This window comes from Pseudomonas sp. NPDC096950 (genome assembly GCF_044762525.1).
Classification (GTDB): Bacteria; Pseudomonadota; Gammaproteobacteria; order Pseudomonadales; family Pseudomonadaceae; genus Aquipseudomonas.
In genome coordinates this window covers 34877-59252 of sequence record NZ_JBIWEL010000009.1, presented here as the reverse complement: position 1 = coordinate 59252, position 24376 = coordinate 34877, and the positions used below count along the sequence as shown (strand labels likewise).

The 24376-nt window shown below is 59.7% G+C and carries 22 protein-coding genes and 4 tRNA genes; 10 read left to right on the top strand and 16 right to left on the bottom strand.

The window, feature by feature from the left end:
• Nucleotides 1-24: 24 nt before the first annotated feature.
• The 5 genes from ACIQY3_RS15990 to ACIQY3_RS15970 all read right to left on the bottom strand — a co-directional run bounded on the left by ACIQY3_RS15990 (nt 25) and on the right by ACIQY3_RS15970 (nt 2712).
• The gene (locus ACIQY3_RS15990) at nt 25-423 is read right to left on the bottom strand and encodes a sel1 repeat family protein (RefSeq protein WP_403021028.1); all 399 of its coding nucleotides are present in this window, start codon (nt 421-423) and stop codon (nt 25-27) included.
• The gene (locus ACIQY3_RS15985; protein WP_003223109.1) at nt 424-795 is read right to left on the bottom strand and encodes a hypothetical protein; all 372 of its coding nucleotides are present in this window, start codon (nt 793-795) and stop codon (nt 424-426) included.
• Nucleotides 792-1133, bottom strand: coding sequence for a multiprotein-bridging factor 1 family protein (locus ACIQY3_RS15980; protein ID WP_403021025.1), 342 nt, complete (start codon nt 1131-1133; stop codon nt 792-794). The genes ACIQY3_RS15985 and ACIQY3_RS15980 overlap by 4 nt, the downstream gene beginning before the upstream one ends.
• Nucleotides 1134-1237: 104 nt before the next feature.
• Nucleotides 1238-1702 (bottom strand): YkvA family protein, encoded by a 465-nt coding sequence (locus ACIQY3_RS15975; protein ID WP_403021022.1) that lies wholly within the window; start codon nt 1700-1702, stop codon nt 1238-1240.
• Between the two features lie 296 nt (nt 1703-1998).
• Complete coding sequence (locus ACIQY3_RS15970) at nt 1999-2712, bottom strand: FKBP-type peptidyl-prolyl cis-trans isomerase (protein ID WP_054615693.1); 714 nt, start codon at nt 2710-2712, stop codon at nt 1999-2001.
• Between the two features lie 271 nt (nt 2713-2983).
• Between ACIQY3_RS15970 and ACIQY3_RS15965 the strand changes: the two genes are divergently transcribed.
• Both ACIQY3_RS15965 and ACIQY3_RS15960 read left to right on the top strand, forming a co-directional pair.
• Nucleotides 2984-4792: a di-heme-cytochrome C peroxidase gene (locus ACIQY3_RS15965; protein WP_403021019.1), complete on the top strand. Its 1809-nt coding sequence runs from the start codon at nt 2984-2986 to the stop codon at nt 4790-4792.
• 28 nt (nt 4793-4820) lie between these two features.
• On the top strand, nt 4821-5957 hold the full coding sequence (locus tag ACIQY3_RS15960; protein WP_403021016.1) for a catalase family protein: 1137 nt from the start codon (nt 4821-4823) through the stop codon (nt 5955-5957).
• Nucleotides 5958-6173: 216 nt separating this feature from the next.
• Here ACIQY3_RS15960 and ACIQY3_RS15955 read toward each other — a convergent pair.
• The 4 genes from ACIQY3_RS15955 to ACIQY3_RS15940 form a co-directional block, all read right to left on the bottom strand.
• Nucleotides 6174-6250: transfer RNA gene (locus ACIQY3_RS15955), tRNA-Asp, on the bottom strand.
• Nucleotides 6251-6268: 18 nt separating this feature from the next.
• Nucleotides 6269-6344 (bottom strand) — tRNA-Val (locus tag ACIQY3_RS15950).
• 188 nt (nt 6345-6532) lie between these two features.
• A tRNA-Asp gene (locus tag ACIQY3_RS15945) sits at nt 6533-6609 on the bottom strand.
• A gap of 17 nt (nt 6610-6626) precedes the next feature.
• Nucleotides 6627-6702, bottom strand: a tRNA-Val gene (locus tag ACIQY3_RS15940).
• A gap of 159 nt (nt 6703-6861) precedes the next feature.
• Here ACIQY3_RS15940 and rdgC point away from each other — a divergent pair.
• The 3 genes from rdgC to sugE all read left to right on the top strand — a co-directional run bounded on the left by rdgC (nt 6862) and on the right by sugE (nt 9333).
• Nucleotides 6862-7782, top strand: coding sequence for a recombination-associated protein RdgC (gene rdgC / locus ACIQY3_RS15935; protein ID WP_133836582.1), 921 nt, complete (start codon nt 6862-6864; stop codon nt 7780-7782).
• Between the two features lie 151 nt (nt 7783-7933).
• A complete protein-coding gene (locus tag ACIQY3_RS15930; protein WP_403021012.1) occupies nt 7934-8899 on the top strand; it encodes a bile acid:sodium symporter family protein in 966 nt (321 codons plus the stop codon).
• A gap of 119 nt (nt 8900-9018) precedes the next feature.
• A complete protein-coding gene (gene sugE, locus ACIQY3_RS15925; RefSeq protein WP_010456757.1) occupies nt 9019-9333 on the top strand; it encodes a quaternary ammonium compound efflux SMR transporter SugE in 315 nt (104 codons plus the stop codon).
• 127 nt (nt 9334-9460) lie between these two features.
• Here the strand turns inward: sugE and ACIQY3_RS15920 are convergent, their stop codons facing one another.
• From ACIQY3_RS15920 to ACIQY3_RS15905, 4 genes are all read right to left on the bottom strand, one after another.
• Entirely contained in the window at nt 9461-11335 is a 1875-nt protein-coding gene (locus tag ACIQY3_RS15920) for an MFS transporter (protein WP_403021010.1), read from the bottom strand.
• 112 nt (nt 11336-11447) lie between these two features.
• Nucleotides 11448-12599, bottom strand: coding sequence for a TDT family transporter (locus ACIQY3_RS15915; protein ID WP_403021008.1), 1152 nt, complete (start codon nt 12597-12599; stop codon nt 11448-11450).
• A gap of 105 nt (nt 12600-12704) precedes the next feature.
• The gene (locus ACIQY3_RS15910) at nt 12705-13016 is read right to left on the bottom strand and encodes a cupin (RefSeq protein WP_054615697.1); all 312 of its coding nucleotides are present in this window, start codon (nt 13014-13016) and stop codon (nt 12705-12707) included.
• A 34-nt stretch (nt 13017-13050) separates the two neighbouring features.
• Nucleotides 13051-13950 (bottom strand): LysR substrate-binding domain-containing protein, encoded by a 900-nt coding sequence (locus tag ACIQY3_RS15905; protein WP_403021005.1) that lies wholly within the window; start codon nt 13948-13950, stop codon nt 13051-13053.
• 161 nt (nt 13951-14111) lie between these two features.
• On the opposite strand from ACIQY3_RS15905, the gene ACIQY3_RS15900 reads away from it, so the two are divergent.
• Nucleotides 14112-14861: an SDR family NAD(P)-dependent oxidoreductase gene (locus ACIQY3_RS15900; protein ID WP_403021003.1), complete on the top strand. Its 750-nt coding sequence runs from the start codon at nt 14112-14114 to the stop codon at nt 14859-14861.
• 46 nt (nt 14862-14907) lie between these two features.
• Here the strand turns inward: ACIQY3_RS15900 and ACIQY3_RS15895 are convergent, their stop codons facing one another.
• Entirely contained in the window at nt 14908-16092 is a 1185-nt protein-coding gene (locus ACIQY3_RS15895) for an MFS transporter (protein ID WP_403021000.1), read from the bottom strand.
• Between the two features lie 91 nt (nt 16093-16183).
• Between ACIQY3_RS15895 and ACIQY3_RS15890 the strand changes: the two genes are divergently transcribed.
• Together ACIQY3_RS15890 and ACIQY3_RS15885 are read left to right on the top strand one after the other, a co-directional pair.
• Entirely contained in the window at nt 16184-16723 is a 540-nt protein-coding gene (locus ACIQY3_RS15890) for a TetR/AcrR family transcriptional regulator (RefSeq protein ID WP_403020998.1), read from the top strand.
• A 222-nt stretch (nt 16724-16945) separates the two neighbouring features.
• Nucleotides 16946-20416, top strand: coding sequence for a NahK/ErcS family hybrid sensor histidine kinase/response regulator (locus ACIQY3_RS15885; protein ID WP_403020996.1), 3471 nt, complete (start codon nt 16946-16948; stop codon nt 20414-20416).
• Between the two features lie 123 nt (nt 20417-20539).
• On the opposite strand, the gene rmuC is transcribed toward ACIQY3_RS15885, so the two are convergent.
• Together rmuC and ACIQY3_RS15875 are read right to left on the bottom strand one after the other, a co-directional pair.
• A complete protein-coding gene (gene rmuC / locus ACIQY3_RS15880) occupies nt 20540-21904 on the bottom strand; it encodes a DNA recombination protein RmuC (RefSeq protein WP_403021303.1) in 1365 nt (454 codons plus the stop codon).
• 175 nt (nt 21905-22079) lie between these two features.
• Entirely contained in the window at nt 22080-22403 is a 324-nt protein-coding gene (locus tag ACIQY3_RS15875; protein WP_403020993.1) for a sel1 repeat family protein, read from the bottom strand.
• Nucleotides 22404-23362: 959 nt separating this feature from the next.
• Here ACIQY3_RS15875 and ACIQY3_RS15870 point away from each other — a divergent pair.
• Nucleotides 23363-23587 carry a hypothetical protein gene (locus tag ACIQY3_RS15870; protein WP_003214941.1) on the top strand — a complete coding sequence of 75 codons (225 nt, stop codon included), beginning with the start codon at nt 23363-23365 and terminating at the stop codon, nt 23585-23587.
• Nucleotides 23588-23863: 276 nt separating this feature from the next.
• A complete protein-coding gene (locus tag ACIQY3_RS15865) occupies nt 23864-24346 on the top strand; it encodes a hypothetical protein (protein ID WP_054049533.1) in 483 nt (160 codons plus the stop codon).
• The last annotated feature ends 30 nt before the right edge of the window (nt 24347-24376 follow it).

Genomic DNA, 24376 nt, shown 5'->3' with positions numbered 1-24376 from the left:
TGGGGACAATCAAGCACCGTTCGGTTAGCTGTCGCTGGGTAAACCTTTCAACTTGATCTCCGCCAACGGATGCCCAGCCTGCACCGCAATCCGCCAAAACCGCGCCGCTTCTGCCGGGTCCGGTGCTTTGCTCGGCGTGCCCGCCAAACTGATCACACCAATCTGATACGCCGCTTTGCCATCCCCCGCCAACGCCGCCAGGCGCAGCAGTCGCACGCCTTCCTCGCGGGCACCAAGGCCGACGCCGCGAAAGGTCAGGATGTGGCCGTAGAAGCTCTGCGCGCCGACGTCGCCGAGGTTGGCCATGCGGGCGAATTGGCCTTCGAGCCATTTCCAGCCGCGGGGCTGTCGCACGAACCATGACCAGTGAAACAGCCTACGGGCCAGTCGGTAACCGGCCCACGCCTTGAGTCGTAAAAACACTCAGGCCTCCGCGGATTCGGGGTACTCGTATTCGAACACCCGCACCACTTCCGAGGCGTGCCACGAAGCGGCGGCGACGCCGTCGGATGGGCCGGAGAATCGCCCCAGACGTTCGACGCATTCGAAGAAGCCGGTGCGCGGCAGGCGGCTGGCGCCCTGGCTGATCACCAGTGAGCTGCGCAGGGGCTGCTCGGCTTTGGCGTCGAGTGCGGCGAGGTGTTCAAGGGCGGCGGTGAGGGTTTGCATGGCCGGTGTGGGCAGTTGCAAACGCTCGAGCAGTGCTCGGTAGGTCAGTAGATGGCGCTGGCGGCGCGCCTGGTCCAATTCGCCCAATAACCCGTCCCAATGTTGACGACTGATGCGTACGCTCACGATTCATCCCTCCACCCTGGCACCGTCAATTCCCAGGCCAGGCTGCGGCGAATCGCAGCGTCGGGTAGACGCTCGCCACTTTCGATCAAGGCCAGATAAGACGGGCTGATGCCTACCGTGCGGGCCAGCGCCTCGATGGCGATGCCCTTCCCTTCGCGCAAATTGCGTAGTTGATCCAGACCCGGAAGGACCTGGTCTGCAACGACTGCCGGACGCTCTACGGCGGCCCTTGGCGGTTGCTGCTCGATGCCTGCTGCTTTCAGTAAAGCCTGGTACTGAGCCCACGGTAGAACCGCATATTCGGGCTCGCCTTCGCGTGTGATTATCTGAATATCCATGACTTCCCCGTAGGACAACGACACTTAGCGAGTCGGCACTTTTCCCTTGAAGTGTAATCCTAACAGCGGCCAAGGTCGCGGGGGCATCAATCTATGGATGAAACTCAATCAACCCGGTCTTTTTTCGGCCCTTGGAGCTGAAGTTGTTCCGGGGTGTCGGGCAGTCGTTCGACCACCGCGAGCTTCTCCGGCAACTGGCGATTGCGCCAGGCGCGGAAGGCGTTGAGTTCGTCGTCGAGGGTTTTCATCACCCAAGCCAACACGGCGATGTCGTCGAGCATGCCGAAAACCGGGATGAAATCCGGGATGGCGTCGAGTGGACTGAGGAAGTACATCAGGCCGGCCACGACGGTCAGGATCGATTTGCGGCTAATAGCCCGGTACTCGCCGCGCCAGTAGGCCAGGCACAGGGCCTGCAACAGGCGCAGGTCGTCCTTGAGTTTGCCCAGGCGGCCACCTTCGCTGGCGCCTTTGCTGGCCACGGCGAACAGCAGGGTCGGCAGGCGACCTCGGGCCAGCAGGCGTCCGGCCAGTGGCAGGAATCGAGCGAAATTCCAGGGTGCTTTCATCTTTTCCTCCCGCTGAAATGTTATCCACACAAATTGTGGATAACCTTGTGAACAGAGCTGCATTTCACGGCTGAGAGCCACGTTTTATAAGGGCTCAACTCAGATCGGGCGTTTTTTACTCACATAAAAAAACCCAAGATTTCATTGACTTGGCGGTCCGGTGCGGCTAGCCCAAGCGCTCACACTGGCTATGACTCCAGCCTACAGCATCCGTTCGCTTTCTTTGCGCTTTGCCAAATGCCAGATACAACAACGCCCCGCTTAATGCGAGGCGTTGTTTTTGTAACAGACGTCGATTACTTGGCGGCGTCTTGTTTCGCTGGATCTTTGATTGCCAGCAGTTCCAGATCGAATACCAGCACCGAGTTGGCCGGGATTGCCGGGCTTGGGCTTTGCGCGCCGTAAGCCAGGTCGCTAGGAATGTACAGCTTGTACTTCTCGCCGACGTGCATCAGTTGCAGGCCTTCGACCCAACCAGGGATCACACCGCTGACCGGCAGATCAATCGGGCTACCGCGATCAACCGAGCTGTCAAAGGTGGTGCCGTTGGTCAGCTTGCCGGTGTAGTGAACAGTCACTACGTCGGTCGGCTTAGGCTGAGGACCATCGGCTTTTTTCACGACTTCATATTGCAGACCGGATGCAGTGGTCACTACACCGGCTTTCTTGGCGTTGTCTTCGAGGAATTTCTTGCCGGCGGCTGCCGACTCTTCGCTCATTTTCGCCATGCGTTCTTCTGCACGCTTTTGCAGTGCTGCGAAGGCCTCGACCAGTTCGTCGTCCTTCAGCTTTTGTTCTTTCTTGCCGACGGCATCTTCGATGCCTTGGGCTACGGCCTTGGAATCCAGATCATCCATGCCTTCCTGAGCCAGGCTCTTGCCCATGTTCAGGCCAATCCCGTAGGAAGCTTTTTGCGCCGGGGTTTTCAGCTCTACGCTGGTCTGCGAATCACAACCCGCAAGTACCAGGCTTACCAGGGCCACCGCCGCCGCCAACCGATGCTGTTTCATGCTATTTCCTTGTTCATGCGCCTAAAGGGCAATCGAATAAAGCCGCGAGCTTATCAGGCGGCCACGACCAATGGCTACCGGCATGAGAGCAGGATACTGCTGATAAGTTCAGGTCTTTTAAAGCATTTCGGGAATGAGCTGGATGAAGTTTCTGTCATCTTCGTCTTATAGACGCCGATGCCGGATCCCACAACATCTGGCGTAATGGCCACTTGCCGTCACCTATGGAGCTAGGGCATAAGAGAGCGACAAATCGACAAGGATGTTTATCTTGCGCCTCTTACTCCGCTTGCTGGTTCTGATCGTCGTCCTGCTGGGGCTCGGCCTGGCCGTGGTTCTGTACTTTGTGGCCAATCCGAAGTTGCCGGCCTACTCCCCCGCCCAACAGGTGCATTACCTGGAGCAGTGGAGCGCGGCTGATCGTCAGACTTACTACTTCACGCCCCAGGGTACCCAGGTCAAAGGCCTGCATTACGACTGGTTCGAGGCGCTGGAACTGCCGTTCTCGCAACAGCGATTCGCCGCCCCGGAATACCTCGCACGCTTCGGCTTCCTGATCGATCCCGCGCAGAAAGCCACGCCGAACAACCCCGGCAACCTGCCTGTGGGTTTTGCCCGACACCAAAATGCCGATAGCCAGGTTCAATACCTCGACATCACCTGCGCCGCCTGCCACACCGGCGAACTGCGCTTCAACGGCCAGGCCGTACGCATCGATGGTGGTTCGGCGCAGCATGTGTTGCCGTCGAGCGTGCCGACCCTGCGCGGCGGCAGTTTTGGCCAGGCATTGGTCGCCAGTCTTGTGTCGACTTATTACAACCCGCGGAAATTCGAACGTTTCGCACGCAACGTGTTGGGCGCGGACTACGACGCCGGGCACAAAGCCCTACGCGAAGACTTCAAAAAATCACTCGACACCTTCGTGAAAGTCGCCTGGAACGACACCCATCGCGGGCTCTATCCGACCGAAGAAGGCCCCGGCCGTACCGACGCGTTCGGGCGCATCGCCAATGCCACATTTGGCACCGCGATTTCCCCCGCCAACTACCGCGTGGCCAACGCCCCGGTGGATTATCCACAGCTGTGGGATATCTGGACCTTCGATTGGGTGCAATGGACCGGTTCGGCGCAGCAACCGATGGCGCGCAATATTGGCGAGGCGTTGGGTGTCGGCGCGACGTTGAATTTCTTCGACGCTGACGGTCAGCCGCTGCAAGGCGATGCGCGCTATCCCTCCAGCGTCCGCGTGCGCGACTTGAACCTGATCGAAGAAACCCTGCAACGCCTCAAGCCGCCCGCCTGGCCGGAAGACGTGTTGGGCAAGGTCGACAAAACCTTGGCGGCCCAAGGTCGCGGGTTGTTCGCCGAAAACTGTGCCGGTTGCCATGTGCCGCGGGTGAAGCCAATCGACGGGCGCGAGGTGCAACAACTCAAACTGATTCCGGTCGCCGCCATCGGCACCGATCCCACTGCGGCCAACAACATTGCCGATCACCGTTTCGACCTGACGGCCCTGCAATGGGACCCGGCGGAGCTCGGGCAACTGGACGTGCAATTGCACCCCAAACCGACTGAACCGCTGGACTTGAGCCAACTCTCGGTGGCCAAGGGGCTCGCGTATGTCACAGCGTTTGTCGAGAACCAGGCGTACCGCGAGGCCAATGTCACGCCGGCAGAGCGGCCGAACATGGACGGTTTCGGCTTGCCGATCGGTGTCCAGGAACTGCGCGCCTACAAGGCCAGGCCACTGGCCGGCGTGTGGGCCACGGCACCGTTCCTGCACAACGGTTCGGTGCCGAGCATTTATCAGTTGCTCTCGCCCCAGGACGAACGCGCGACCACCTTCTATAAAGGCAGCTTCGAGTACGACCCCCGGCATCTGGGCTATCGCACCGAGGCCTTCAACAACGGCTTTGTGTTCGATACGCGCATCACCGGCAATCACAACAGCGGCCACGAGTTCCGCGCCGGTGAGCGTGGCAGCGGCGTCATTGGCCGATTGCTGCAACCGCAAGAACGCTGGGCGCTGCTGGAATACCTGAAAGTCCTGGGTGGTCCGCTGGAGGCGCAATTGCCATGAACCCTGTCTCCGTCATAAGGATTTGCTCATGCTGATCACGCTTTGGCTGCGCCTCGGTGCATTCCTCGGAAAACTCCTGCTGTGGCTGCTGGGCCTGGGGTTGTTGGGCTGGGCATTGGCCACCGCGTGGTTTGCCTGGCAACACAGCGGCGCGGTGTCCGCCGATGAGCAAATCCCGCCCGGTGAAGCGGCGATGACCCAGGACATCATCCAGACCGCCGTGCGCATCGTTGATCAACACCGTGAAAGCACCCGCTACCTGCGCGATGCCCACGCCAAGGCCCATGGTTGCGTGAAGGCCGAGGTCCAGGTGTTGCCGGATCTGGCGGCGGAATTGCGTCAAGGTGTGTTCAGCGAGCCGGGCAAAACCTGGCAAGCGACCGTCCGCCTGTCCAATGGCAACGCCTACCCGCAATTCGACAGCATCCGCGATGCCCGGGGCATGGCGATCAAGTTGCTCGATGTGCCCGGCAACCCCTTGCTGGCTGATCAAGCGAGTCGTCATGAACAGGACTTTGTGATGTTCAGCCATCCGAACTTCTTCGTCAGCGATGTCGCCGAGTACCGTCAGAATGTGGCCGCGCAGGCTGACGGCAAGTCGGTGATGGCGTTCTTTCCGGGTTGGGATCCGCGTACGTGGCAGGTTCGTCATTTGTTTATTGCCCTGGCGACGCTCTCCCCTGCTCCGGACAGTCCGACGCAGACTACGTACTTTTCGGTTTCGCCCTACAAGTTCGGGGGAGCCAATGCCAAATTCCGGGTGATACCGGATCCGGGAAGCTGTCCGGCCTACGTCCTGCCCAAGCAAAATCAGGATCTGCCGAACTTCCTGCGCAGTGCGCTGAACCAACAGTTATCCACAGACCGGGTGCCAGCGTGTTTCGTCCTGCAGATCCAGCGCCAGGATGCGAACAAATACATGCCGATTGAGGACACGAGCATTGAATGGCGGGAAAGTGATGCGCCGTTTGAGACAATCGCGAAGATCAACATGCCGGCCCAGGACTTCGATACGCCGGCGTTGAATCTGCAATGCGATAACCAGTCGTTCAACCCTTGGTTTGGACTGGAGGCGCATCGCCCGATTGGCGGGATCAATCGTCTGCGCAAAGCGGTGTATGAAGCGATCAGCGACTATCGGCACAGCCGCAACGCCGAGCAATAACAGTCAAACACACAACCCCCTGTGGGAGCGGGCTTGCTCGCGAAGGCGGTAAATCAGTCACCGAAGATGTTGGCTGATACACCGTCTTCGCGAGCAAGCCCGCTCCCACAGGGGAAAGAATCGCGGTAGTGAGTCAAATCCCAGACGACAAAAAGCCCGCATTAAGCGGGCTTTCTGTGTGGTGACCAGGCGTTCAGCGTTCCAGGTTACCGAATATGGCGCAGCGGACGGGACTCGAACCCGCGACCCCCGGCGTGACAGGCCGGTATTCTAACCGACTGAACTACCGCTGCGCGTAGCATTGAAAGTAATGGTGGGTGATGACGGGATCGAACCGCCGACATTCTGCTTGTAAGGCAGACGCTCTCCCAGCTGAGCTAATCACCCAGTACCTTCGTTACGGGGCGCATTATGCCACAAGTTTTCGTAACGTGTTGATTTAATTGAATATTTTTTCAAATAAATCCGAAAACCGGAGAAACAACACATCCCGCAGGAACAACAGACAGAAAAAAACCCGCGTGAGCGGGCTTTTCCGTGGTGACCTGGCGTTCAGCATTCCAGGTTACCGAATATGGCGCAGCGGACGGGACTCGAACCCGCGACCCCCGGCGTGACAGGCCGGTATTCTAACCGACTGAACTACCGCTGCGCGTAACACTGAACGAATGGTGGGTGATGACGGGATCGAACCGCCGACATTCTGCTTGTAAGGCAGACGCTCTCCCAGCTGAGCTAATCACCCTTCGCTTCGGTGTGGCGCGCATTCTACGGAGCACCCCCACCTCTGGCAAGCACTTTTTTAATTAATTTTCTCAGGCCTTCCAAAGGCTTAGAGAAGGGTTGGCCTATGGCGCCGCGAAGAGAATAATGCCCCCCTTTGTATAAAGGAGAGACTCGCCCCATGTGGTTCAAAAACCTGCTTATCTATCGCCTGACCCAAGATCTGCCTTTTGATGCCGAGGCGTTGGAAACTGCACTGGCGACCAAACTGGCGCGTCCTTGTGCAAGCCAGGAGTTGACCACCTACGGTTTCGTCGCGCCGTTCGGCAAGGGCGAAGATGCTCCGCTGGCCCACGTCAGCGGCGACTTCCTGCTGATCGCCGCCCGTAAAGAAGAACGCATTCTGCCGGGCAGCGTCGTGCGTGACGCGGTGAAGGAAAAGGTCGAAGAGATCGAAGCCACGCAAATGCGCAAGGTCTATAAGAAGGAGCGCGACCAGATCAAGGATGAAATCATCCTGGCCTTCCTGCCGCGCGCCTTTATCCGTCGCTCGTCGACCTTCGCCGCCATCGCGCCGAAACAAGGCCTGATCCTGGTCAACTCCGCCAGCCCGAAACGCGCCGAAGACCTGCTGTCGACCCTGCGTGAAGTGATCGGCACCCTGCCGGTACGTCCGCTGACCGTGAAAATGGCCCCGACTGCCACCATGACCGACTGGGTGAAAACCCAGAAAGCCGCGGACGATTTCTTTGTACTGGACGAGTGCGAACTGCGCGACACCCACGAAGACGGCGGCATCGTGCGTTGCAAGCGTCAGGACCTGACCAGCGAAGAAATCCAGCTGCACCTGAGCACCGGCAAAGTGGTGACCCAGTTGTCCCTGGCGTGGCAGGACAAGTTGTCGTTCATGCTCGACGACAAAATGACCGTCAAGCGCCTGAAGTTCGAAGACTTGCTGCAGGATCAGGCGGAACAGGACGGCGGCGAAGAAGCCCTCGGCCAACTGGACGCCAGCTTCACCCTGATGATGCTGACCTTCGGCGACTTCCTGCCGGCGCTGGTTGAAGCGTTGGGTGGGGAAGAGACTCCACAAGGCATCTAAAGCTTGGTGATCTCGACTGTGGGAGCGGGCTTGCTCGCGAAGGGGGAGTGTCAGTCGACATCTATATTGACTGACACACTGCTTTCGCGAGCAAGCCCGCTCCCACATGGGTTCTGTGTGATTATCAAAAACGAATAATAAGGATCAGACCATGCGTGCCCTCGCCGCTTTAAGCCGCTTCGTCGGCAACACCTTCGCCTACTGGGTGCTGATTTTCGCTGTCGTGGCGTTCTTGCAGCCTGCGTGGTTCATTGGCCTGAAAGGCGCCATCGTGCCGCTGCTGGGGCTGGTGATGTTCGGCATGGGCCTGACCCTCAAGCTCGAAGACTTCGCCGAAGTCGCTCGCCATCCGTGGCGCGTGGCGTTGGGCGTGGTCGCTCATTTCGTGATCATGCCGGGTATGGCGTGGTTGCTTTGCCAGGCGTTTCACCTGCCACCGGAAATCGCGGTCGGCGTGATCCTGGTCGGTTGCTGCCCAAGCGGCACCTCGTCGAATGTGATGACCTGGCTGGCTCGCGGCGACCTGGCGCTGTCGGTGGCCATCGCCGCCGTCACCACCCTCCTCGCCCCACTACTGACCCCGGCGCTGATCTGGCTGCTGGCTTCGGCGTGGTTGCCGGTGTCGTTCATGGAGTTGTTCTGGTCGATCCTGCAAGTGGTGTTACTGCCGATCGTGCTCGGCGTGGTTGCGCAACGAGTGCTCGGTAACAAGGTACGTCACGCGGTAGAAGTGTTGCCGCTGGTGTCGGTGGTGAGCATTGTGATCATCGTCGCGGCGGTGGTGGCGGCCAGTCAGGCGAAGATTGCCGAGTCCGGCCTGCTGATCATGGCGGTGGTGATGCTGCACAACAGCTTCGGCTACTTGCTGGGTTACTTCACCGGGCGCCTGTTCAAGCTGCCGCTGGCCCAGCGCAAGTCCCTGGCGCTGGAAGTCGGCATGCAGAATTCCGGTTTGGGCGCCGCGCTGGCCAGTGCGCACTTCTCGCCACTGGCGGCGGTGCCGAGCGCGCTGTTCAGTGTGTGGCACAACATTTCCGGGGCGCTGCTCTCGACGTATTTCCGCCGGATGAGTGAGAAAGAAGACCGGGAAATCGCCGCTCGGGAAGCGACGGAATAAGCCCTAGGCTTGATCCCCGGATTAAGGGTTGGCACTCTATGGCGCAACGCGGGGACGACCTCGCGGCTCGATCGAGTCATTAATCTGGGGACGACCCCGTCAATCGATGGAGGTCTTTCATGTCCTGGATCATTCTGTTTTTCGCCGGCCTGTTCGAAGTCGGCTGGGCCGTCGGCCTGAAATACACCGATGGCTTCAGCCGCCCGCTCCCCACTGCCCTCACCGTCGCCGCCATGGCCATCAGCCTGGGTTTGCTCGGCCTTGCCATGAAGGAATTGCCCCTGGGCACGGCCTATGCGATCTGGACGGGTGTGGGTGCGGTGGGCACGGTGATTGCCGGGATTATTCTGTTTGGGGAATCGATGGCGCTGTTTCGGCTGGCCAGCGTGGCGTTGATTATTGCCGGGCTTATTGGGCTTAAGGTTAGCGCTTAGCTTTCAGACCGCTTTCGCGAGCAAGCCCGCTCCCACAGTGGAAATGTGTTGTGTCACAAATGGTGGACACACCACCCTCTCACTGTGGGAGCGGGCTTGCTCGCGAATAGGCCCTCAATCACACCAATTATCTAACGGCCCCGCGCAACTCCCCCACCATCGCCTGCAACTTCGCCGGCTCAGCCACTTCAACCGCCACCGCCGGCCCCGCCACCAACGTCACCCGCGACCACAACCGGCGAAACAAACCCTTGCCCGGATCGCGGCTGAAGAAACTCCCCCACAACCCCTGCAACGCCAGTGGAATCACCGGCACCGGTGTCTCTTCGAGAATCCGCGTCAGCCCGCCCCGGAACTCATTGATCTCACCATCAGCGGTCAATTTTCCTTCAGGGAAAATGCACACCAACTCACCGTCCTTCAGATACTGGGCAATCCGCATGAAGGCCTTTTCGTAGATCTGGATGTCTTCCTGACGCCCCGCGATCGGAATGGTCCCGGCGGTGCGGAAGATAAAGTTCAGCACCGGCAGGTTGTAGATTTTGTAGTACATCACAAAACGAATCGGCCTACGCACCGCACCGCCAATCAGCAAGGCATCGACGAACGAAACGTGATTGCACACCAGCAACGCCGCGCCTTCGTCGGGAATCAGGTCGAGGTTGCGGTGCTCCACGCGGTACATGGAATGGCTGAGCAGCCAGATCATGAAACGCATGCTGAACTCGGGAACGATGCTGAAGATGTAGGCGTTGACGCCGATGTTGAGCAGCGACACCACCAGGAACAATTGTGGGATCGACAGTTTCACCATGCTCAGCAGCACGATCGAGACTATCGCCGACACCACCATAAACAGCGCGTTGAGAATGTTGTTGGCAGCAATCACCCGCGCCCGCTCGTTCTCGGGGGTACGTGATTGAATCAAGGCATACAGCGGCACGATGTAAAAACCACCGAAAACCCCGAGCCCGAGGATGTCGATCAACACCAGCCAGGTATGGCCGAAACCCAGGATTTCGATCCAGCCATGGCCGGTCACGCTGTCCGGGATACCGCCGGAATGCCACCACAACAGCAAGCCAAACACGGTCAGGCCAAACGAGCCGAACGGCACCAGGCCGATCTCGACTTTGCGCCCGGAAAGCTTCTCGCAGAGCATCGAACCGAGGGCGATACCGACCGAAAATACGGTGAGGATCAGTGTCACCACGGTTTCGTCGCCGTGCATCCACTCCTTGGCGTACGCCGGGATCTGCGTCAAATAAATCGCCCCTACAAACCAGAACCACGAGTTGCCGACAATCGAACGCGACACCGCTGGCGTTTGCCCCAAGCCCAATTTCAAGGTGGCCCAGGACTGGGTGAAAATGTTCCAGTTCAAGCGCATTTCCGGCGACGCAGCCGCCGCGCGCGGAATGCTGCGGCTGGCCAGATAACCGAGCACCGCCACACCGATGATCGCCGTGGAGACGATGGGCGCGTAGTGACCGGACGACATCATGATCCCGGCGCCAATGGTCCCGGCGAGAATCGCCAGGAACGTGCCCATTTCCACCAGGCCGTTACCGCCCACCAGCTCATCTTCCCGCAAGGCCTGGGGCAGGATCGAATACTTCACCGGCCCGAACAGCGCCGAGTGAGTGCCCATGGCGAACAGCGCCACCAGCATCAGCGACAGGTGATCGAACATAAAGCCGACCGCGCCCACCGCCATGATGGCGATTTCCCCGAGTTTGATCAGACGAATCAGCGCGTCCTTGGCGAATTTTTCCCCGAACTGCCCGGCCAGGGCCGAGAACAGGAAGAACGGCAGGATGAACAACAGCGCGCACAAGTTGACCCAGATCGAGCGGTCACCCTCTATGGTCAACTTGTACAAAATGGCGAGGATCAACGACTGCTTGAAGATGTTGTCGTTGAAGGCCCCGAGGGACTGTGTCACGAAAAACGGCAGGAAACGCCGGGTGCGGAGCAAGGTGAACTGTGAGGGGTGACTCATCTTCCGTGTTTCCCTGATGTTGGGTAGCTGATGTTAGATAGAGAGTGACGTGGATTTTGTTATTGGAATATCGAACGCCGATCCAGGCCACACATTACCTAATCTTTGCAGGTTATTTCTTTAATCCTGCGATGCACGGCGAGACAAACAGCTCGCCACGCCAGGCGCCCTGCACGGTGCGCTTGCCGACGATCAGCCACATCACCGCCAGCAACGCCACCAGTACACAGCCGAAGACACTGAAAAAGGTGAGGTTCAAAGTGCTGGCCAGTTTCAACGTCGCCAAAGAATAGACGCCCAGTGGGAAAGTAAAACCCCACCATCCCAGGTTGAACGGGATACCGGCGCGCAGGTAACGCACGGTGATCAGCACCGCGATCAACATCCACCACAGCCCGAAGCCCCACAGCGTGATCCCGGCCACCAGCCCCAGCCCGGCGGCGATTTCGCCGATGCCAGGCAAGCCATTGGCGGCGAAGATCGCGGGGGCATCGGCGCCCAGCAGCAACATGCCCAACGCGCCAGTGCCGATCGGGCCGAGCGCCAGCCAACTCGAGGCGGCCATGTTTTCGTGGGGCAGTTTATGCAGCGCCATGCGCAGCAACAGGATGGTGAGAATGCTGAACGCTACCGGTAGGGAAAATGCCCAGAGTACGTAGCTGGTGACCAGCACCACCAGTTGCGAATGAGCCTCGGCCAGGTACGGCGCCAACAGACCACCGCTGGCGGCCGCCACTTCCGCCGCGACCACGGGCAACAGCCACACAGCGGTCATCTGGTCGATGCTGTGTTCCTGGCGGGTGAACATCATGTACGGGATCAACACCCCGCACGCCAGGGACATCGCCACATCCAGCCACCACAACACCTCGGCCACGTGAATCACACCATCGCCCCAACGCGGCAAACCGAACACCAGGAAGCCGTTGATGATGGTCGCCAGGCCCATGGGAATGGTGCCGAAAAACATCGAAACCGTTGAGTGACCGAAAATCCGCCGCGCTTCATCGAAGAACAACACCCAGCGCGCGGCGTACAACCCGGTGAACAACACAAACAGAAAGATATTGAACAGCCACAAACCTTCGGCCACCGCGTGCAAACCGGGGATGGCGACGGGCACTTGCGCCAGTGCCAAGGCCAGCACGCCCGTGCCCATGGTGGCGGCGAACCAGTTCGGGGTGAACTGGCGAATCGCTTCCAGCGGACGCGGAAGAAGACTTAAAGGTTTGTAACCGGGCTTGGCAGTATTGGGGCAGATCATGGCGAACTCCTGTCCTCTGATGAGGTAGAGCCCATGGTAGATCCGGATCGAATATCTATATAACGGGTAATATCTCTAACTGTTATCTGTTTTGCAGATATAACGTCAGACGCTGCCTTCCGACTCGATCACCAAGATCCGCGCCGCGCCAATAGGATGCGCCACATGCGCGGTGCCCACCGACGCATAAAAAATATCGCCGACTTCCAGCAAGGTTTGCTGCTCGACGCCCTCTTCGCGGTAATGCATCTGCACTTGCCCATCGAGCACCACAAACACTTCCTGACCATCATTGACGTGCCATTTGTACGGCTGGTCGGTCCAGTGCAAACGGGTGGTGATGCCGTTCATGTTGGCGATGTCCAACGCGCCCCAGGCACGCTCGGCGGTGAAGGATTTGCTGCGGATGATCTTCATGGGGCGGTCCGTCGAATGGGTGGCAAGGCCAAGGCTAACTCAAACCGGCAAACAACTGCGCCAGCCAATCGATAAATACCCGCACCCGGTTGCTCAGGTGACGATTCGGCGGGTACAGCACATGAAACGGATAGCGCGGCGGGCGCCAGTCTTCAAGGATCGGCACCAGCTCGCCACGCTCGATGTGCGACTGCACGGTGTAGGTGAAGGTGTGGATGACGCCCAGTCCGGCGAGCCCAGAAGCCAGATGCGCGTTGCTCTCGTTGACACTGAACACACCCTGCCCGCGAATTTCGTACTTTTCCCCGTGACGTTCGAACCGCGCCGGCATCACCCGCCCGGTGCGGGCCGAGTGGTAGCTGACGATGTGATGGTTTTTTTCCAGATCCCGGGGATCGGCTGGAACGCCGAACCGTTCGAGATAACGCGGCGCGGCGCAGGTGGTCCATGACGACATTCCCAATGGCCGCGCGGCCATGGACAGTTCGGTCAGCGGTCCGCCGCGAATCACGCAGTCCACGTTTTCGCTGATCAGGTCCACCGGCCGGTCGCTGACGCCCATTTCAATCTGGATGTTCGGGTAGCGCGCGTAGAAATCCGGTAGTGCGGGGATGATCAGCAGCGTCGCCACCGAACCACCGCCGTCCACGCGAACCTTGCCTCGGGATTGGCCCTGGGCGCAGGCGAAGCTGTTATCCAGATCATCCAGCTCCACCATCAACTGCATGGCGCGTTCACAGTAAGCCATGCCATCGGCGGTCACGGTCAGCCGGCGGGTGGTGCGCTGCAGCAGCCGCACGCCGAGGTGTTCCTCCAACTCGGCGACCAATTTGCTGACGGATGTCTTCGGCAGGCTCAGGGAGTCAGCGGCTTTGGTAAACGACCCGGCCTGCACGACACGCGCAAACACGCGCATGGCCAACAATTGATTCATAGCGGACACCTCAGGTGACAGGCCCTGAGTATTGTCCACAACCATGTACAAACAAACCCGATTCAGGTGATTTTTCCGCTGAATCATGAGGCATAGAGTGGGTTCAACGGCGCACAAACTCGCCAACAAGTTTCCTACATGACTTAGCGGAGATTCACACGATGAGCAGCACCCTCAAAGGCAAAATCGCATTGATCACTGGCGGCACCACCGGCATCGGCCTGGCCTCGGCCCAAGCCTTCGTCGATCAGGGCGCCACCGTCTTCATCACCGGTCGCCGTCAAGCGGAACTGGATGCGGCGGTGGCTTCCATCGGCCACAACATCACAGGGATTCAGGGCGACGTGTCGAACCTGGCCGATCTGGACCGGATCTTTGCCGTGATCAAAGACAAGGCCGGCGCGCTGGATATCGTGTTCGCCAACGCTGGCGGCGGTGACATGTTGCCACTCGGGGCGATCACCGAAGAACACTTCGACCGTATCTTCGGCATCAACGTCAAAGGCCTGCTGTTTACCGTGCAGAAATACCTGCCCTTGTTGAAGGACGGCGGTTCGGTGATCCTCACGGCGTCCACCACCGCCACCAAAGGCACGGAAAACTTCAGCGTCTACAGCGCCAGCAAAGCCGCAGTGCGCAACTTCGCTCGCTCATGGTTGCTGGATTTGAAAGCACGCAAGATTCGCGTCAACGTCATCAGTCCCGGCCCGATCCATACGCCAGGCCTGACTGAGCTTGCGCCGCAGGATCAGCAGCAAGGCTTGCTGGATTTCCTGGCCAGCCAGGTTCCGATCGGTCGTCTCGGCGAGCCGGCCGAAGTCGGGAAAGCGGCGGTATTCCTGGCGTCGGATGACAGCAGCTTCATCAACGGAATCGAGTTGTTTGTGGATGGCGGGTTCGCGCAGATCTGATCGGCGCAATAAAAAACGCGGCACCTTGGCGGGTGCCGCGTTTTTTTTATGATGGGCAGACTTTCAACGATCGTTGGCGCATCAACGTCAGCAATGCCCCTACGGCCAGGACGATCAGCACCGCGCCATAACCATCAGTGGTCGCGATCAGCCCAAAGGTGCGGGTCAAGTTCCCGGCCAGCAACGATGGCAAGCAAAACGCCAGGTAACTGAGCACATAAAACGATGACATCAACCCGGCCCGTTCATGGGGCAGGGCCAGCGGTACGAGGCTGCGCACGGAACCGAGGAAACCGGCGCCGAAACCGCAGCCGGCCACCAGCGTACCGATGAAAAACAGCGGCAGGCTGGCGCTGTGAACCGCCGCCAGAATCAGCACAATGCCCACCGGCAACAAACTCGCGCCCAGACGCAACACCTTGTCCGCCGGTCGATTGCGCAGGGTGTAGATCATTAACGCACCGGTTACCGACAACGCGGCGACGGTCGAGCCGCCAATCAGGTTCGAGGTCGAACCGGTGGCGGTGCGCACCAGCGATGGCGCCAGGGAAGCGAAGAAACCGCCCAGCGCCCACACCGCGGTGTTGATCGGCAGCACCAACCACAACGTGCGCCGCGCCTGGATCGGCACATGCAAGGTCGGCCGCAGCGAAGCCCATACGCCAGGCTGCGGGCTGACAGTTTCCGGCAGACGCCAGACGTACAGCGCCTGCATCACAAACAGCGCGAGCAGCACCCAAAAGGTCAGCTGCAATGGCAGCGGCGCGAATTCGGCCAACAAGCCGCAGCCCATGGCGCCGACGGCCATGCCCAGCAACGGCGCGACACTGCTGATCAGCGGCCCGTGCTGACGGTGGGTATCCAGCAGCGCAGCGCTCAACACGGCGGTGGCCATCCCTGTCGCAAAACCCTGAAGGACCCGGGCACTGATCAACCAGGTGACGCTGTCAGCATTGATAAACAGCAACATCGCCAGCATGTTCAGCACTGTCGCGGTGAAGATCACCGGTTTTCGCCCGAGGAAATCCGAGAGCGAGCCGACGGTCAGCAGCGCCACCAGCAAACTGAGGGCGTATACGCCGAAGATCAGGGTCAGGGTCGCGGCGGAAAAGTGCAGCTGGTCCTGATACAAGTGATACAACGGCGTCGGTGCCGTGGAAGCGGCGAGAAAACTGAGTAAAGTGATCGCCAGAAACCACAGGCTGGAACGGTTTGATACTGGAAGAGACATGGGCACACTCCGCAAAAGCTAAGTTTTTGCTTTTGCGAAGTGTGCTACTGACTAGCGCTTAAAGCAAATTCTTTGTGTTAAGGTCCGCCACATGGCTATTAAAGAAGGTTTACGCCCCGGTGGCAGAAGCGCCAGGGTGCAAGAATCGATTCATTCCGCAGTCCGTGCGCTCCTCGAAGAGCAGGACCGCGCGTCCGTGACCGTGCCGCAAATCGCCGCGCGCGCGGGAGTGACGCCATCGACGATTTATCGGCGCTGGGGCGATTTGTCGGTGTTGCTCGCGGATGTCGCCCTCGCCCGCATGCGCCCCGACAGCGAGCCGGCCAACACCGGCAGCCTGCGCGGCGATCTGCGTGCCTGGGGCGAGCAGTATCTGGATGAGATGAGTTCGGAACTGGGTCGCAACCTGTTGCGCGACGTGCAATGCAGCTCTACGCCGGGCTTTTGCGTGGCGATCATTGGCGGGCAATTGCAGACCATTCTGGATCGATATCCGGATCAGCCGTTGCCGAGCATTGACCGGCTGATCAACCTGATCTCGGCGCCGACGGTGTTTCGCGTGCTGTTTTCGGCGGCGCCGCTGGAGGTTGAGGAGTTGCATCGGTTGATCGAGATTGCGTTGAATCAGTGATTCCGCGATTCGCGAGCAGGCTCGCTCCCACATTGGAATGCGATCAAATGTGGGAGCGAGCCTGCTCGCGAAAAGGCCCGCCCAGACACCCAAGATCCAAAGCCCAGCCCCCCCCTGCGACACCCCGCCACGCCACGACTTTGGTCGACACTGACGAACTTACGCCATCGTGCGAGACTGTCTGTCCGGGCCTGAACCCCGGTGTCTTTGTCTGGAGTTTCCATGTCGCTGTCCAGCGGGCTGATCGCCGCCGTTGCCCTGGCCTATATGGCCATCATGTTCGCCATCGCCTTCTACGGCGACCGTCGCAGCGCGCCGTTGCCGCCGCGTGTGCGTGCCTGGGTCTACAGCCTGTCGCTGGCGGTCTATTGCACCAGTTGGACGTTCTTTGGCGCCGTGGGCCAGGCTGCCGAACAACTTTGGTCATTCCTGCCGATCTACCTCGGACCGATCCTGCTGCTGGTGTGCGCGCCGTGGGTCCTGCAAAAAATGGTGATGATCAGCAAGCAGGAGAACATCACCTCCATCGCTGACTTTATCGCCGCGCGCTATGGCAAGTCGCAGTCGCTGGCAATCGTGGTGGCGCTGATCTGCCTGGTCGGCGTGTTGCCCTACATCGCCTTGCAACTCAAGGGCATCGTCCTCGGTGTGAACCTGTTGATCGGCGCCGGGGCCGATGCCATGGGCACCCGCGCCCAGGACACGGCGCTGATCGTCTCGCTGGTATTGGCGCTGTTCACCATCGTCTTCGGCACCCGCAACCTCGACGCCACCGAACACCACCGCGGCATGGTGTTGGCGATCGCCTTTGAATCGCTGGTCAAGCTGTTCGCTTTTCTCGCGGTCGGCGCGTTCGTGACGTACGGTTTGTACGACGGTTTCGACGATTTGTTTGACCAGGCCATGCTCGCCCCGCGCCTGGAGGAATACTGGAAGGAAACCATCAACTGGCCGTCGATGGTGGTGCAGACCGGCGTCGCGATGATGGCGATTATCTGCCTGCCCCGGCAGTTCCACGTCACGGTGGTGGAGAACATCGAGCCTCAGGATTTGCGTCTGGCCAAATGGGTGTTCCCGGCCTACCTGGCATTGGCGGCATTGTTTGTAGTCCCGATCGCCCTGGCCGGTCAGATGTTGTTACCGAGTTCGGTGCTGCCGGATTCTTTCGTCATCAGCCTGCCGCTGGCCCAGGCCCATCCGGCCCTGGCATTGCTGGCGTTTATCGGCGGTGCTTCGGCCGCCACCGGCATGGTGATCGTGGCCAGCGTGGCGCTGTCAACCATGGTGTCCAACGACATGTTGCTACCGTGGTTGCTGCGCCGGAACAACGCCGAGCGGCCATTCGAAGTGTTCCGTCAGTGGATGCTCTCGGTGCGCCGGGTCAGCATCGTGGTGATTCTGCTGCTGGCCTACGTCAGTTATCGACTGCTCGGCTCCACCGCGAGCCTGGCAACCATTGGCCAGATCGCCTTCGCCGCAGTCACTCAACTGGCCCCGGCCATGCTCGGCGCGTTGTATTGGAAACAGGCGAATCGTCGCGGCGTTTTTGCCGGCCTCGCCGCCGGGACGTTCCTGTGGTTCTACACGTTGATCCTGCCGATTGCCGCCCACAGCCTGGGCTGGTCGCTGAGCAGTTTCCCGGGGCTGGCGTGGCTGCACAGCAATCCGCTGCACCTGCCGCTCACTCCGCTGACCCAAGGTGTGGTGCTGTCCATGGCGGCCAACTTCACGCTGTTCGCCTGGGTGTCGGTGCTGTCGCGCACGCGGGTTTCCGAGCACTGGCAGGCCGGGCGATTCATTGGCCAGGAAATCAGCGCCCGGCCCAGCGCTCGCTCAATGCTTTCGGTGCAAATCGACGATCTTCTGCAACTGGCCGCGCGGTTTGTCGGTGAAGAACGCGCCCGTCAGAGCTTTATCCGTTTCGCTTATCGCCAAGGCAAAGGCTTCAACCCGAACCAGAACGCCGATGGCGAATGGATCGCCCACACCGAACGCTTGCTGGCCGGTGTGCTCGGCGCTTCTTCGACACGAGCCGTCGTAAAAGCCGCCATCGAAGGTCGGGAAATGCAGCTGGAGGATGTCGTCCGCATCGCCGACGAAGCGTCGGAAGTGTTGCAGTTCAACCGCGCGCTGCTGCAAGGGGCGATCGAGAACATCACCCAAGGCATCAGCGTGGTCGACCAATCGTTGAAACTGGTAGCCTGGAACCGGCGTTATCTGGAGTTGTTCAACTATCCGGACGGCTTGATTAGCGTCGGCCGGCCGATCGCCGACATCATTCGCTACAACGCCGAGCGCGGACTGTGTGGTCCCGGTGAAGCGGAAGTGCATGTCGCCCGCCGTTTGCACTGGATGCGTCAGGGCCGCGCCCACACCTCCGAGCGACTTTTCCCCAATGGCCGTGTGATTGAGCTGATCGGCAACCCGATGCCCGGCGGCGGTTTCGTTATGAGCTTCACCGACATCACCGCGTTCCGCGAGGCCGAGCAGGCGCTGACCGAGGCCAACGAAGGCCTGGAACAACGGGTGACCGCGCGGACCCACGAACTATCACAACTCAATGTCGCCCTCACCGAAGCCAAAGGCACCGCCGAGTCGGCCAACCAGTCAAAAACCCGGTTCCTGGCGGCGGTCAGCCATGACTTGATGCAACCGCTGAACGCCGCGCGCCTGTTCTCCGCCGCCCTGACCCATCAGGACGATGGCTTGTCCAGCGAGGCGCAGAAGCTGATCCATCACCTGGACAGTTCGTTGCGCTCGGCCGAAGATTTGATCAGCGACTTGCTCGACATTTCCCGCCTGGAAAACGGCAAGATCAACCCCGATCCCAAGCCGTTCGTGCTCAATGAGTTGTTCGATATCCTCGGCGCCGAGTTCAAGGCTCAGGCGCAGGAACAAGGGCTTAAATTCCGCTTGCGCGGCAGTACGTTGCGGATCGACAGCGACATCAAGTTGCTACGGCGGATCCTGCAAAACTTCCTGACCAACGCATTCCGTTATGCCAAAGGCCCGGTATTGTTGGGCGTTCGCCGGCGCAAGGGTGAACTGAGCCTGGAGGTCTGGGACCGCGGGCCGGGGATTCCGGAAGATAAGCAGCAAGTGATTTTCGAAGAATTCAAACGCCTCGACAGCCACCAGACCCGCGCCGAGAAAGGCCTGGGCCTGGGCCTGGCGATTGCCGACGGCTTGTGCCGCGTGCTGGGCCACACCTTGCGCGTGCGTTCCTGGCCGGGACACGGCAGCGTGTTCAGTGTCAGCGTGCCGCTGGCCCGGGCGCAGACGGTGACGCCAAGCAATGTGGTCGAACTCAACGGCAAATTGCCGAGCGGCGCGCAGGTGCTGTGCATCGATAACGAAGACAGCATTTTGATCGGTATGAACAGCCTGCTGACGCGCTGGGGTTGCCAGGTCTGGACCGCGCGTAATCGTGAAGAGTGTGCTGCGCTGCTCAGCGACGGGATGCATCCGCAGTTGGCGTTGGTGGACTATCACTTGGACGATGGTGAGACTGGCACGGAGTTGATGGCCTGGCTGCGCACGCGATTGGGCGAGCCGGTGCCGGGGGTGGTGATCAGTGCGGATGGGCGGCCGGAGACGGTGGCGCAGGTGCACGCGGCGGGGCTGGATTATCTGGCGAAACCGGTGAAGCCGGCGGCGTTAAGGGCGTTGTTGAGTCGGCATTTACCGTTGTGATTCAGCAGGTTTGAATTCGCCGGAGGCTGTACTGACGCCTTCGCGAGCAAGCCCGCTCCCACATTGGATCTGTGTGGCACTGAAGCCCCCTGTGGGAGCGGGCTTGCTCGCGAAGCTTTTGACTTACTCCGGTAATTCAGCCAACCCATCCACATCGGTCATCGCCCGCTCCAGCAAATCCGCCGGCAAGCTCTTGCTCGCCCGCGCGCCCAGCAACTTCAGTTGCTCGCTGCGGCTGACCAGGTTGCCGCGCCCTTCTGTCAGCTTGTTGCGCGCCGAACTGTAGGCTTTGTCCAGTTGCTGCAAGCGATTGCCGACTTCGTCCAGGTCCTGGATAAACAACACGAACTTGTCGTACAGCCACCCTGCCCGCTCGGCGATTTCCCGGGCGTTCTGGGTCTGGCGTTCCTGTTTCCACAGGCTGTCGATGACCCGCAACGTCGCGAGCAACGTAGTCGGGCTGACGATCACGATGTTGCGATCAAAGGCCTCTTGGAACAGCGTCGGCTCAGCCTGCAACGCCGCCGAAAACGCCGCTTCGATCGGCACGAAAAGCAACACGAAATCCAGGCTGTGCAAACCGTCAAGTCGCTTGTAATCCTTGCCAGACAAGCCTTTGACGTGATTGCGCAGGGAAAGCACGTGTTGCTTGATCGCGATCTGGCCGATGGCATCGTCGTCGGCGGCGACGTATTGCTGATAAGCGGTGAGGCTGACCTTGGAGTCGACCACCACTTGCTTATCGCCGGGCAGATAAATGATCACGTCCGGCTGGAAACGCTCGCCGTCCGGGCCTTTGAGGGTGACTTGGGTCTGGTACTCGCGGCCCTTCTCCAGACCGGCGTGTTCAAGCACCCGCTCAAGAATCAGCTCGCCCCAGTTGCCTTGGGTTTTCTGGCCTTTCAAGGCGCGGGTCAGGTTGGTGGCTTCGTCGCTCAGCCGCAGGTTCAGCTGTTGCAGGCGCTCCAGTTCCTTGGCCAGGGAAAAGCGTTCGCGAGCCTCGGCTTGATAGCTTTCTTCGACGCGTTTTTCGAAGGACTGGATGCGTTCCTTCAACGGATCGAGCAATTGCCCAAGGCGCTGCTGACTGGTTTCGGCGAAACGCTGTTCACGCTCGTCGAAGATCTTGCCCGCCAGCTCGGCGAACTGCGCCCGCAACTCATCCCGTGAGCCTTGAAGGTCGTTGAGACGTTGCTGGTGGCTTTCCTGCTGTTCGCGCAGCTCGGCGTTGAGGGAAGCAGCTTGCGCGTCCAGGCGACGCAACTCAGCCTCTTTGCCGGCGCGCTCGATATTCCAGGCGTGAGCTGCATCGCGAGCATCGTCGCGTTCGATTTGCAGCAGCTCGACTTCACGGCGTAGCGCGGCAAGATCAGCTTGCTTGGTGGAATTGGCCTGGCTCAGGTCACCGATTTCGTCGCGGCACGCATCGAGCTGGGCATTCAAGCCATCCTGAGCCAATTGGGCCATGGCCAGCCGCTCTTCCAGCAGCGCCACACTGGCCTGCTCCGCACTCGCCCGGCGCTGGATGTGCCAGGCCAGCGCCAACAATGGCACTGCTGCGCCCGCCAGACCGAGCAAGATGCTGGTCAAGTCCATAGCCATAGCGACTCCTGCCGATGAGATAAAGCCTGAAGGTTAACCAAGGCGTCAGGTCTTGGACAGCTCAGTCTTCGACCAGCCCCAGTTCCTGCTGGGCGCGGCGGTCACCGGCACGGGCGGCCTGGCGCAGCAGGTCGTGGCCGATGCGCCGGTCCCGGGCATTGCCGCACTCGCGGCACATCAACTGGCCCAGACGGCTTTGCGCGGCTACCACGCCTTCACGGGCTGGCTGCTTGAGCAAACGTCCGGCGAAATGTTTCACCTTGTGGTTATCGCCCAGGCGCGGGCTGTCCAGTAGCCACTCGGCCACACGCATGGAAAAGCGCTTGGGTGGGGTAACAGTCGGGGGCGTTGCGGTAACAGCGGTTGATACTGAGCGAAACTTCATAAAGCACTGTAGGGCAGATCGGAAGGCGCGCCACTCTACTCTTTTTTTCTTACAGGTAAAGTCGAAAAAAACCCGGCACGCCCGTCCTAGAGCAAGCGCTTGGGACAATCCACAGAAGCTGTGGATAACTCAGTGGACAACCGCCCTTGAACTCTCGCAAAGCCCTGTGGAATGGGGCTCGCAGTCAAACTGACGATTTTTTCACCAGTAAAAAAAAGCGATGTTTTTCATTGACTTAAATTTTCATTACAGGCACCCACTGCGTTTGAAGCCAAGGTGACAGTGGCGTGACAGCTTGCGCAACTTATGTGCACAAGTACCTTCGCAGCGGTTATATCAATGCGCTATTTCGGCGCGTTTTGCAGGCAAGGCCTGGGGATAAGCCTTGCAGGCGAGGCGACCAACGGCAAAGTCTTGGGCCATTTCAGGGCAGCGTCCCTGTTTACGGCCTATAATCACGGCCCCGGAAGCGCCTGGATGGCTTCGCCGACAATCTTTTTTGCTAACACACTTCCTTTCTCAAATTCAATCCGTTAGTATCCGCGGCGTTAGTACCAAGCTGAAAGTCAATTCTGGTCGAACAAATCCCCCCGGTCAGCCTTCCCTTGAGAAGCCTCCACCGACAAAGCGGGATCGACCACCTCGATGGTTTCCAGGTAAATCTTGCGTCAACACTGCCTTTGAAATGATTGCAAAGGGTGTTGCGAAGCTCACTTACTCTGACCGAACCAGCCTGCAAATTGATCAGGATCTTCACCCCGGGCCCCGAACCTTTGCCCTTGATGTGTTGCCTGCCCTCCTAAGTACCTACCTGCCAGCCCAAGCGCGCCAATTATCAGCGCTTCAAACTGGCTGCTTTGTTCCAGTCGGGTTCTTCGTTCGACCAATGGTGGTCGTCGTCACTGGAACGTTTTAATTTTGCACGGTTCTTATCCGTGTCGCTTGTAGGAACACCAATAATGTCTACTCAAATCCACACTCAGGATGCCATTCGCACCCTAACCAACGCTTTTGCACCAATGAACTGCCTGATCATGGCCGCTCGCAAAGGCTGCTTCAGCTTCACTCTGGTCAACGAACACGGCATCGCCCGTCACAGCGAACGCCTGTACCCCGATCAATACTCCAGCGCTGAACCGCTGCAGGCCGTGATCGATCGTACTCGCCAGGCACTGGTTGCCTGAGACGCCAGAAAGACTGAAAACCTCAAAAGCCCTGCTCAAAAAGCGGGGCTTTTTATTGCCTGATATTTCCCTTTCCCCGCTCTGCTCCTAAGCACTAACCGATATAACGGTTATAACTGGTCGCCGGAAATATTTTAAAAACAGGCCTTTACAGCGCGAATATGACACTACACTTCAACTCAAGCGGCTTGATCCGCTTCCGGCGAGCCTGAGTCGATTCACTGCTGCCAAGCCCCCCTTCAGGTATCGCCGCCCATTTCATGTTTCGAGGGCTTTATGGGTATCGCTGCCAGCGAACTGTGCCGTTATGTGATCCGCCCGACCTTGATTTACCTCGGGCGCCATAGCGCAACTGCCGAATCCCTGTTGCTGGGCATCGCCGCCAGCCAGTCAGCCCTTGGCTCCGCCCTGCATGACCGCCGTGGACATGGCCTGTACCGAATTGCCGAGCCCCGCCACCGGGCGTTGTGGGATCACTACCTGGCCCTCGACCCTGAGCGAGCGAGCCTGGTGCGTGGCTTGGCCAGCCAGCATGCCTTTTTAAGCAGTCCGCACCTGGAATTGACCGTTAACCTGCGTTACGCCACCGCCATCGCCTGGCTGTTGGTAGAAGAGCAAAACACTCCCCTCCCCGATCCCGATGATTTGCTGGGCATGGCCCGAATCTGGCGCCAGACCTTCCAGCCTCAGGGACGCCTGCGCGACTTCACCTGCGCTTGGCAAACCTGTGTTTCATCCATGAATCAAGTCGCTTGCTGACCAGCGCGTTTCGTAAGATCCCGCAACAAG

Excerpts from the sequence above, each read along its gene's own strand:
- ACIQY3_RS15980 (WP_403021025.1), bottom strand. The coding sequence starts at position 1,133 with ATGGATATTCAGATAATCACACGCGAAGGCGAGCCCGAATATGCGGTT.
- ACIQY3_RS15975 (WP_403021022.1), bottom strand. The coding sequence starts at position 1,702 with ATGAAAGCACCCTGGAATTTCGCTCGATTCCTGCCACTGGCCGGACGC.
- ACIQY3_RS15970 (WP_054615693.1), bottom strand. The coding sequence starts at position 2,712 with ATGAAACAGCATCGGTTGGCGGCGGCGGTGGCCCTGGTAAGCCTGGTA.
- ACIQY3_RS15960 (WP_403021016.1), top strand. The coding sequence starts at position 4,821 with ATGCTGATCACGCTTTGGCTGCGCCTCGGTGCATTCCTCGGAAAACTC.
- rdgC (WP_133836582.1), top strand. The coding sequence starts at position 6,862 with ATGTGGTTCAAAAACCTGCTTATCTATCGCCTGACCCAAGATCTGCCT.
- ACIQY3_RS15930 (WP_403021012.1), top strand. The coding sequence starts at position 7,934 with ATGCGTGCCCTCGCCGCTTTAAGCCGCTTCGTCGGCAACACCTTCGCC.
- sugE (WP_010456757.1), top strand. The coding sequence starts at position 9,019 with ATGTCCTGGATCATTCTGTTTTTCGCCGGCCTGTTCGAAGTCGGCTGG.
- ACIQY3_RS15920 (WP_403021010.1), bottom strand. The coding sequence starts at position 11,335 with ATGAGTCACCCCTCACAGTTCACCTTGCTCCGCACCCGGCGTTTCCTG.
- ACIQY3_RS15915 (WP_403021008.1), bottom strand. The coding sequence starts at position 12,599 with ATGATCTGCCCCAATACTGCCAAGCCCGGTTACAAACCTTTAAGTCTT.
- ACIQY3_RS15910 (WP_054615697.1), bottom strand. The coding sequence starts at position 13,016 with ATGAAGATCATCCGCAGCAAATCCTTCACCGCCGAGCGTGCCTGGGGC.
- ACIQY3_RS15905 (WP_403021005.1), bottom strand. The coding sequence starts at position 13,950 with ATGAATCAATTGTTGGCCATGCGCGTGTTTGCGCGTGTCGTGCAGGCC.
- ACIQY3_RS15900 (WP_403021003.1), top strand. The coding sequence starts at position 14,112 with ATGAGCAGCACCCTCAAAGGCAAAATCGCATTGATCACTGGCGGCACC.
- ACIQY3_RS15895 (WP_403021000.1), bottom strand. The coding sequence starts at position 16,092 with ATGTCTCTTCCAGTATCAAACCGTTCCAGCCTGTGGTTTCTGGCGATC.
- ACIQY3_RS15890 (WP_403020998.1), top strand. The coding sequence starts at position 16,184 with ATGGCTATTAAAGAAGGTTTACGCCCCGGTGGCAGAAGCGCCAGGGTG.
- ACIQY3_RS15885 (WP_403020996.1), top strand. The coding sequence starts at position 16,946 with ATGTCGCTGTCCAGCGGGCTGATCGCCGCCGTTGCCCTGGCCTATATG.
- ACIQY3_RS15875 (WP_403020993.1), bottom strand. The coding sequence starts at position 22,403 with ATGAAGTTTCGCTCAGTATCAACCGCTGTTACCGCAACGCCCCCGACT.
- ACIQY3_RS15870 (WP_003214941.1), top strand. The coding sequence starts at position 23,363 with ATGTCTACTCAAATCCACACTCAGGATGCCATTCGCACCCTAACCAAC.
- ACIQY3_RS15865 (WP_054049533.1), top strand. The coding sequence starts at position 23,864 with ATGGGTATCGCTGCCAGCGAACTGTGCCGTTATGTGATCCGCCCGACC.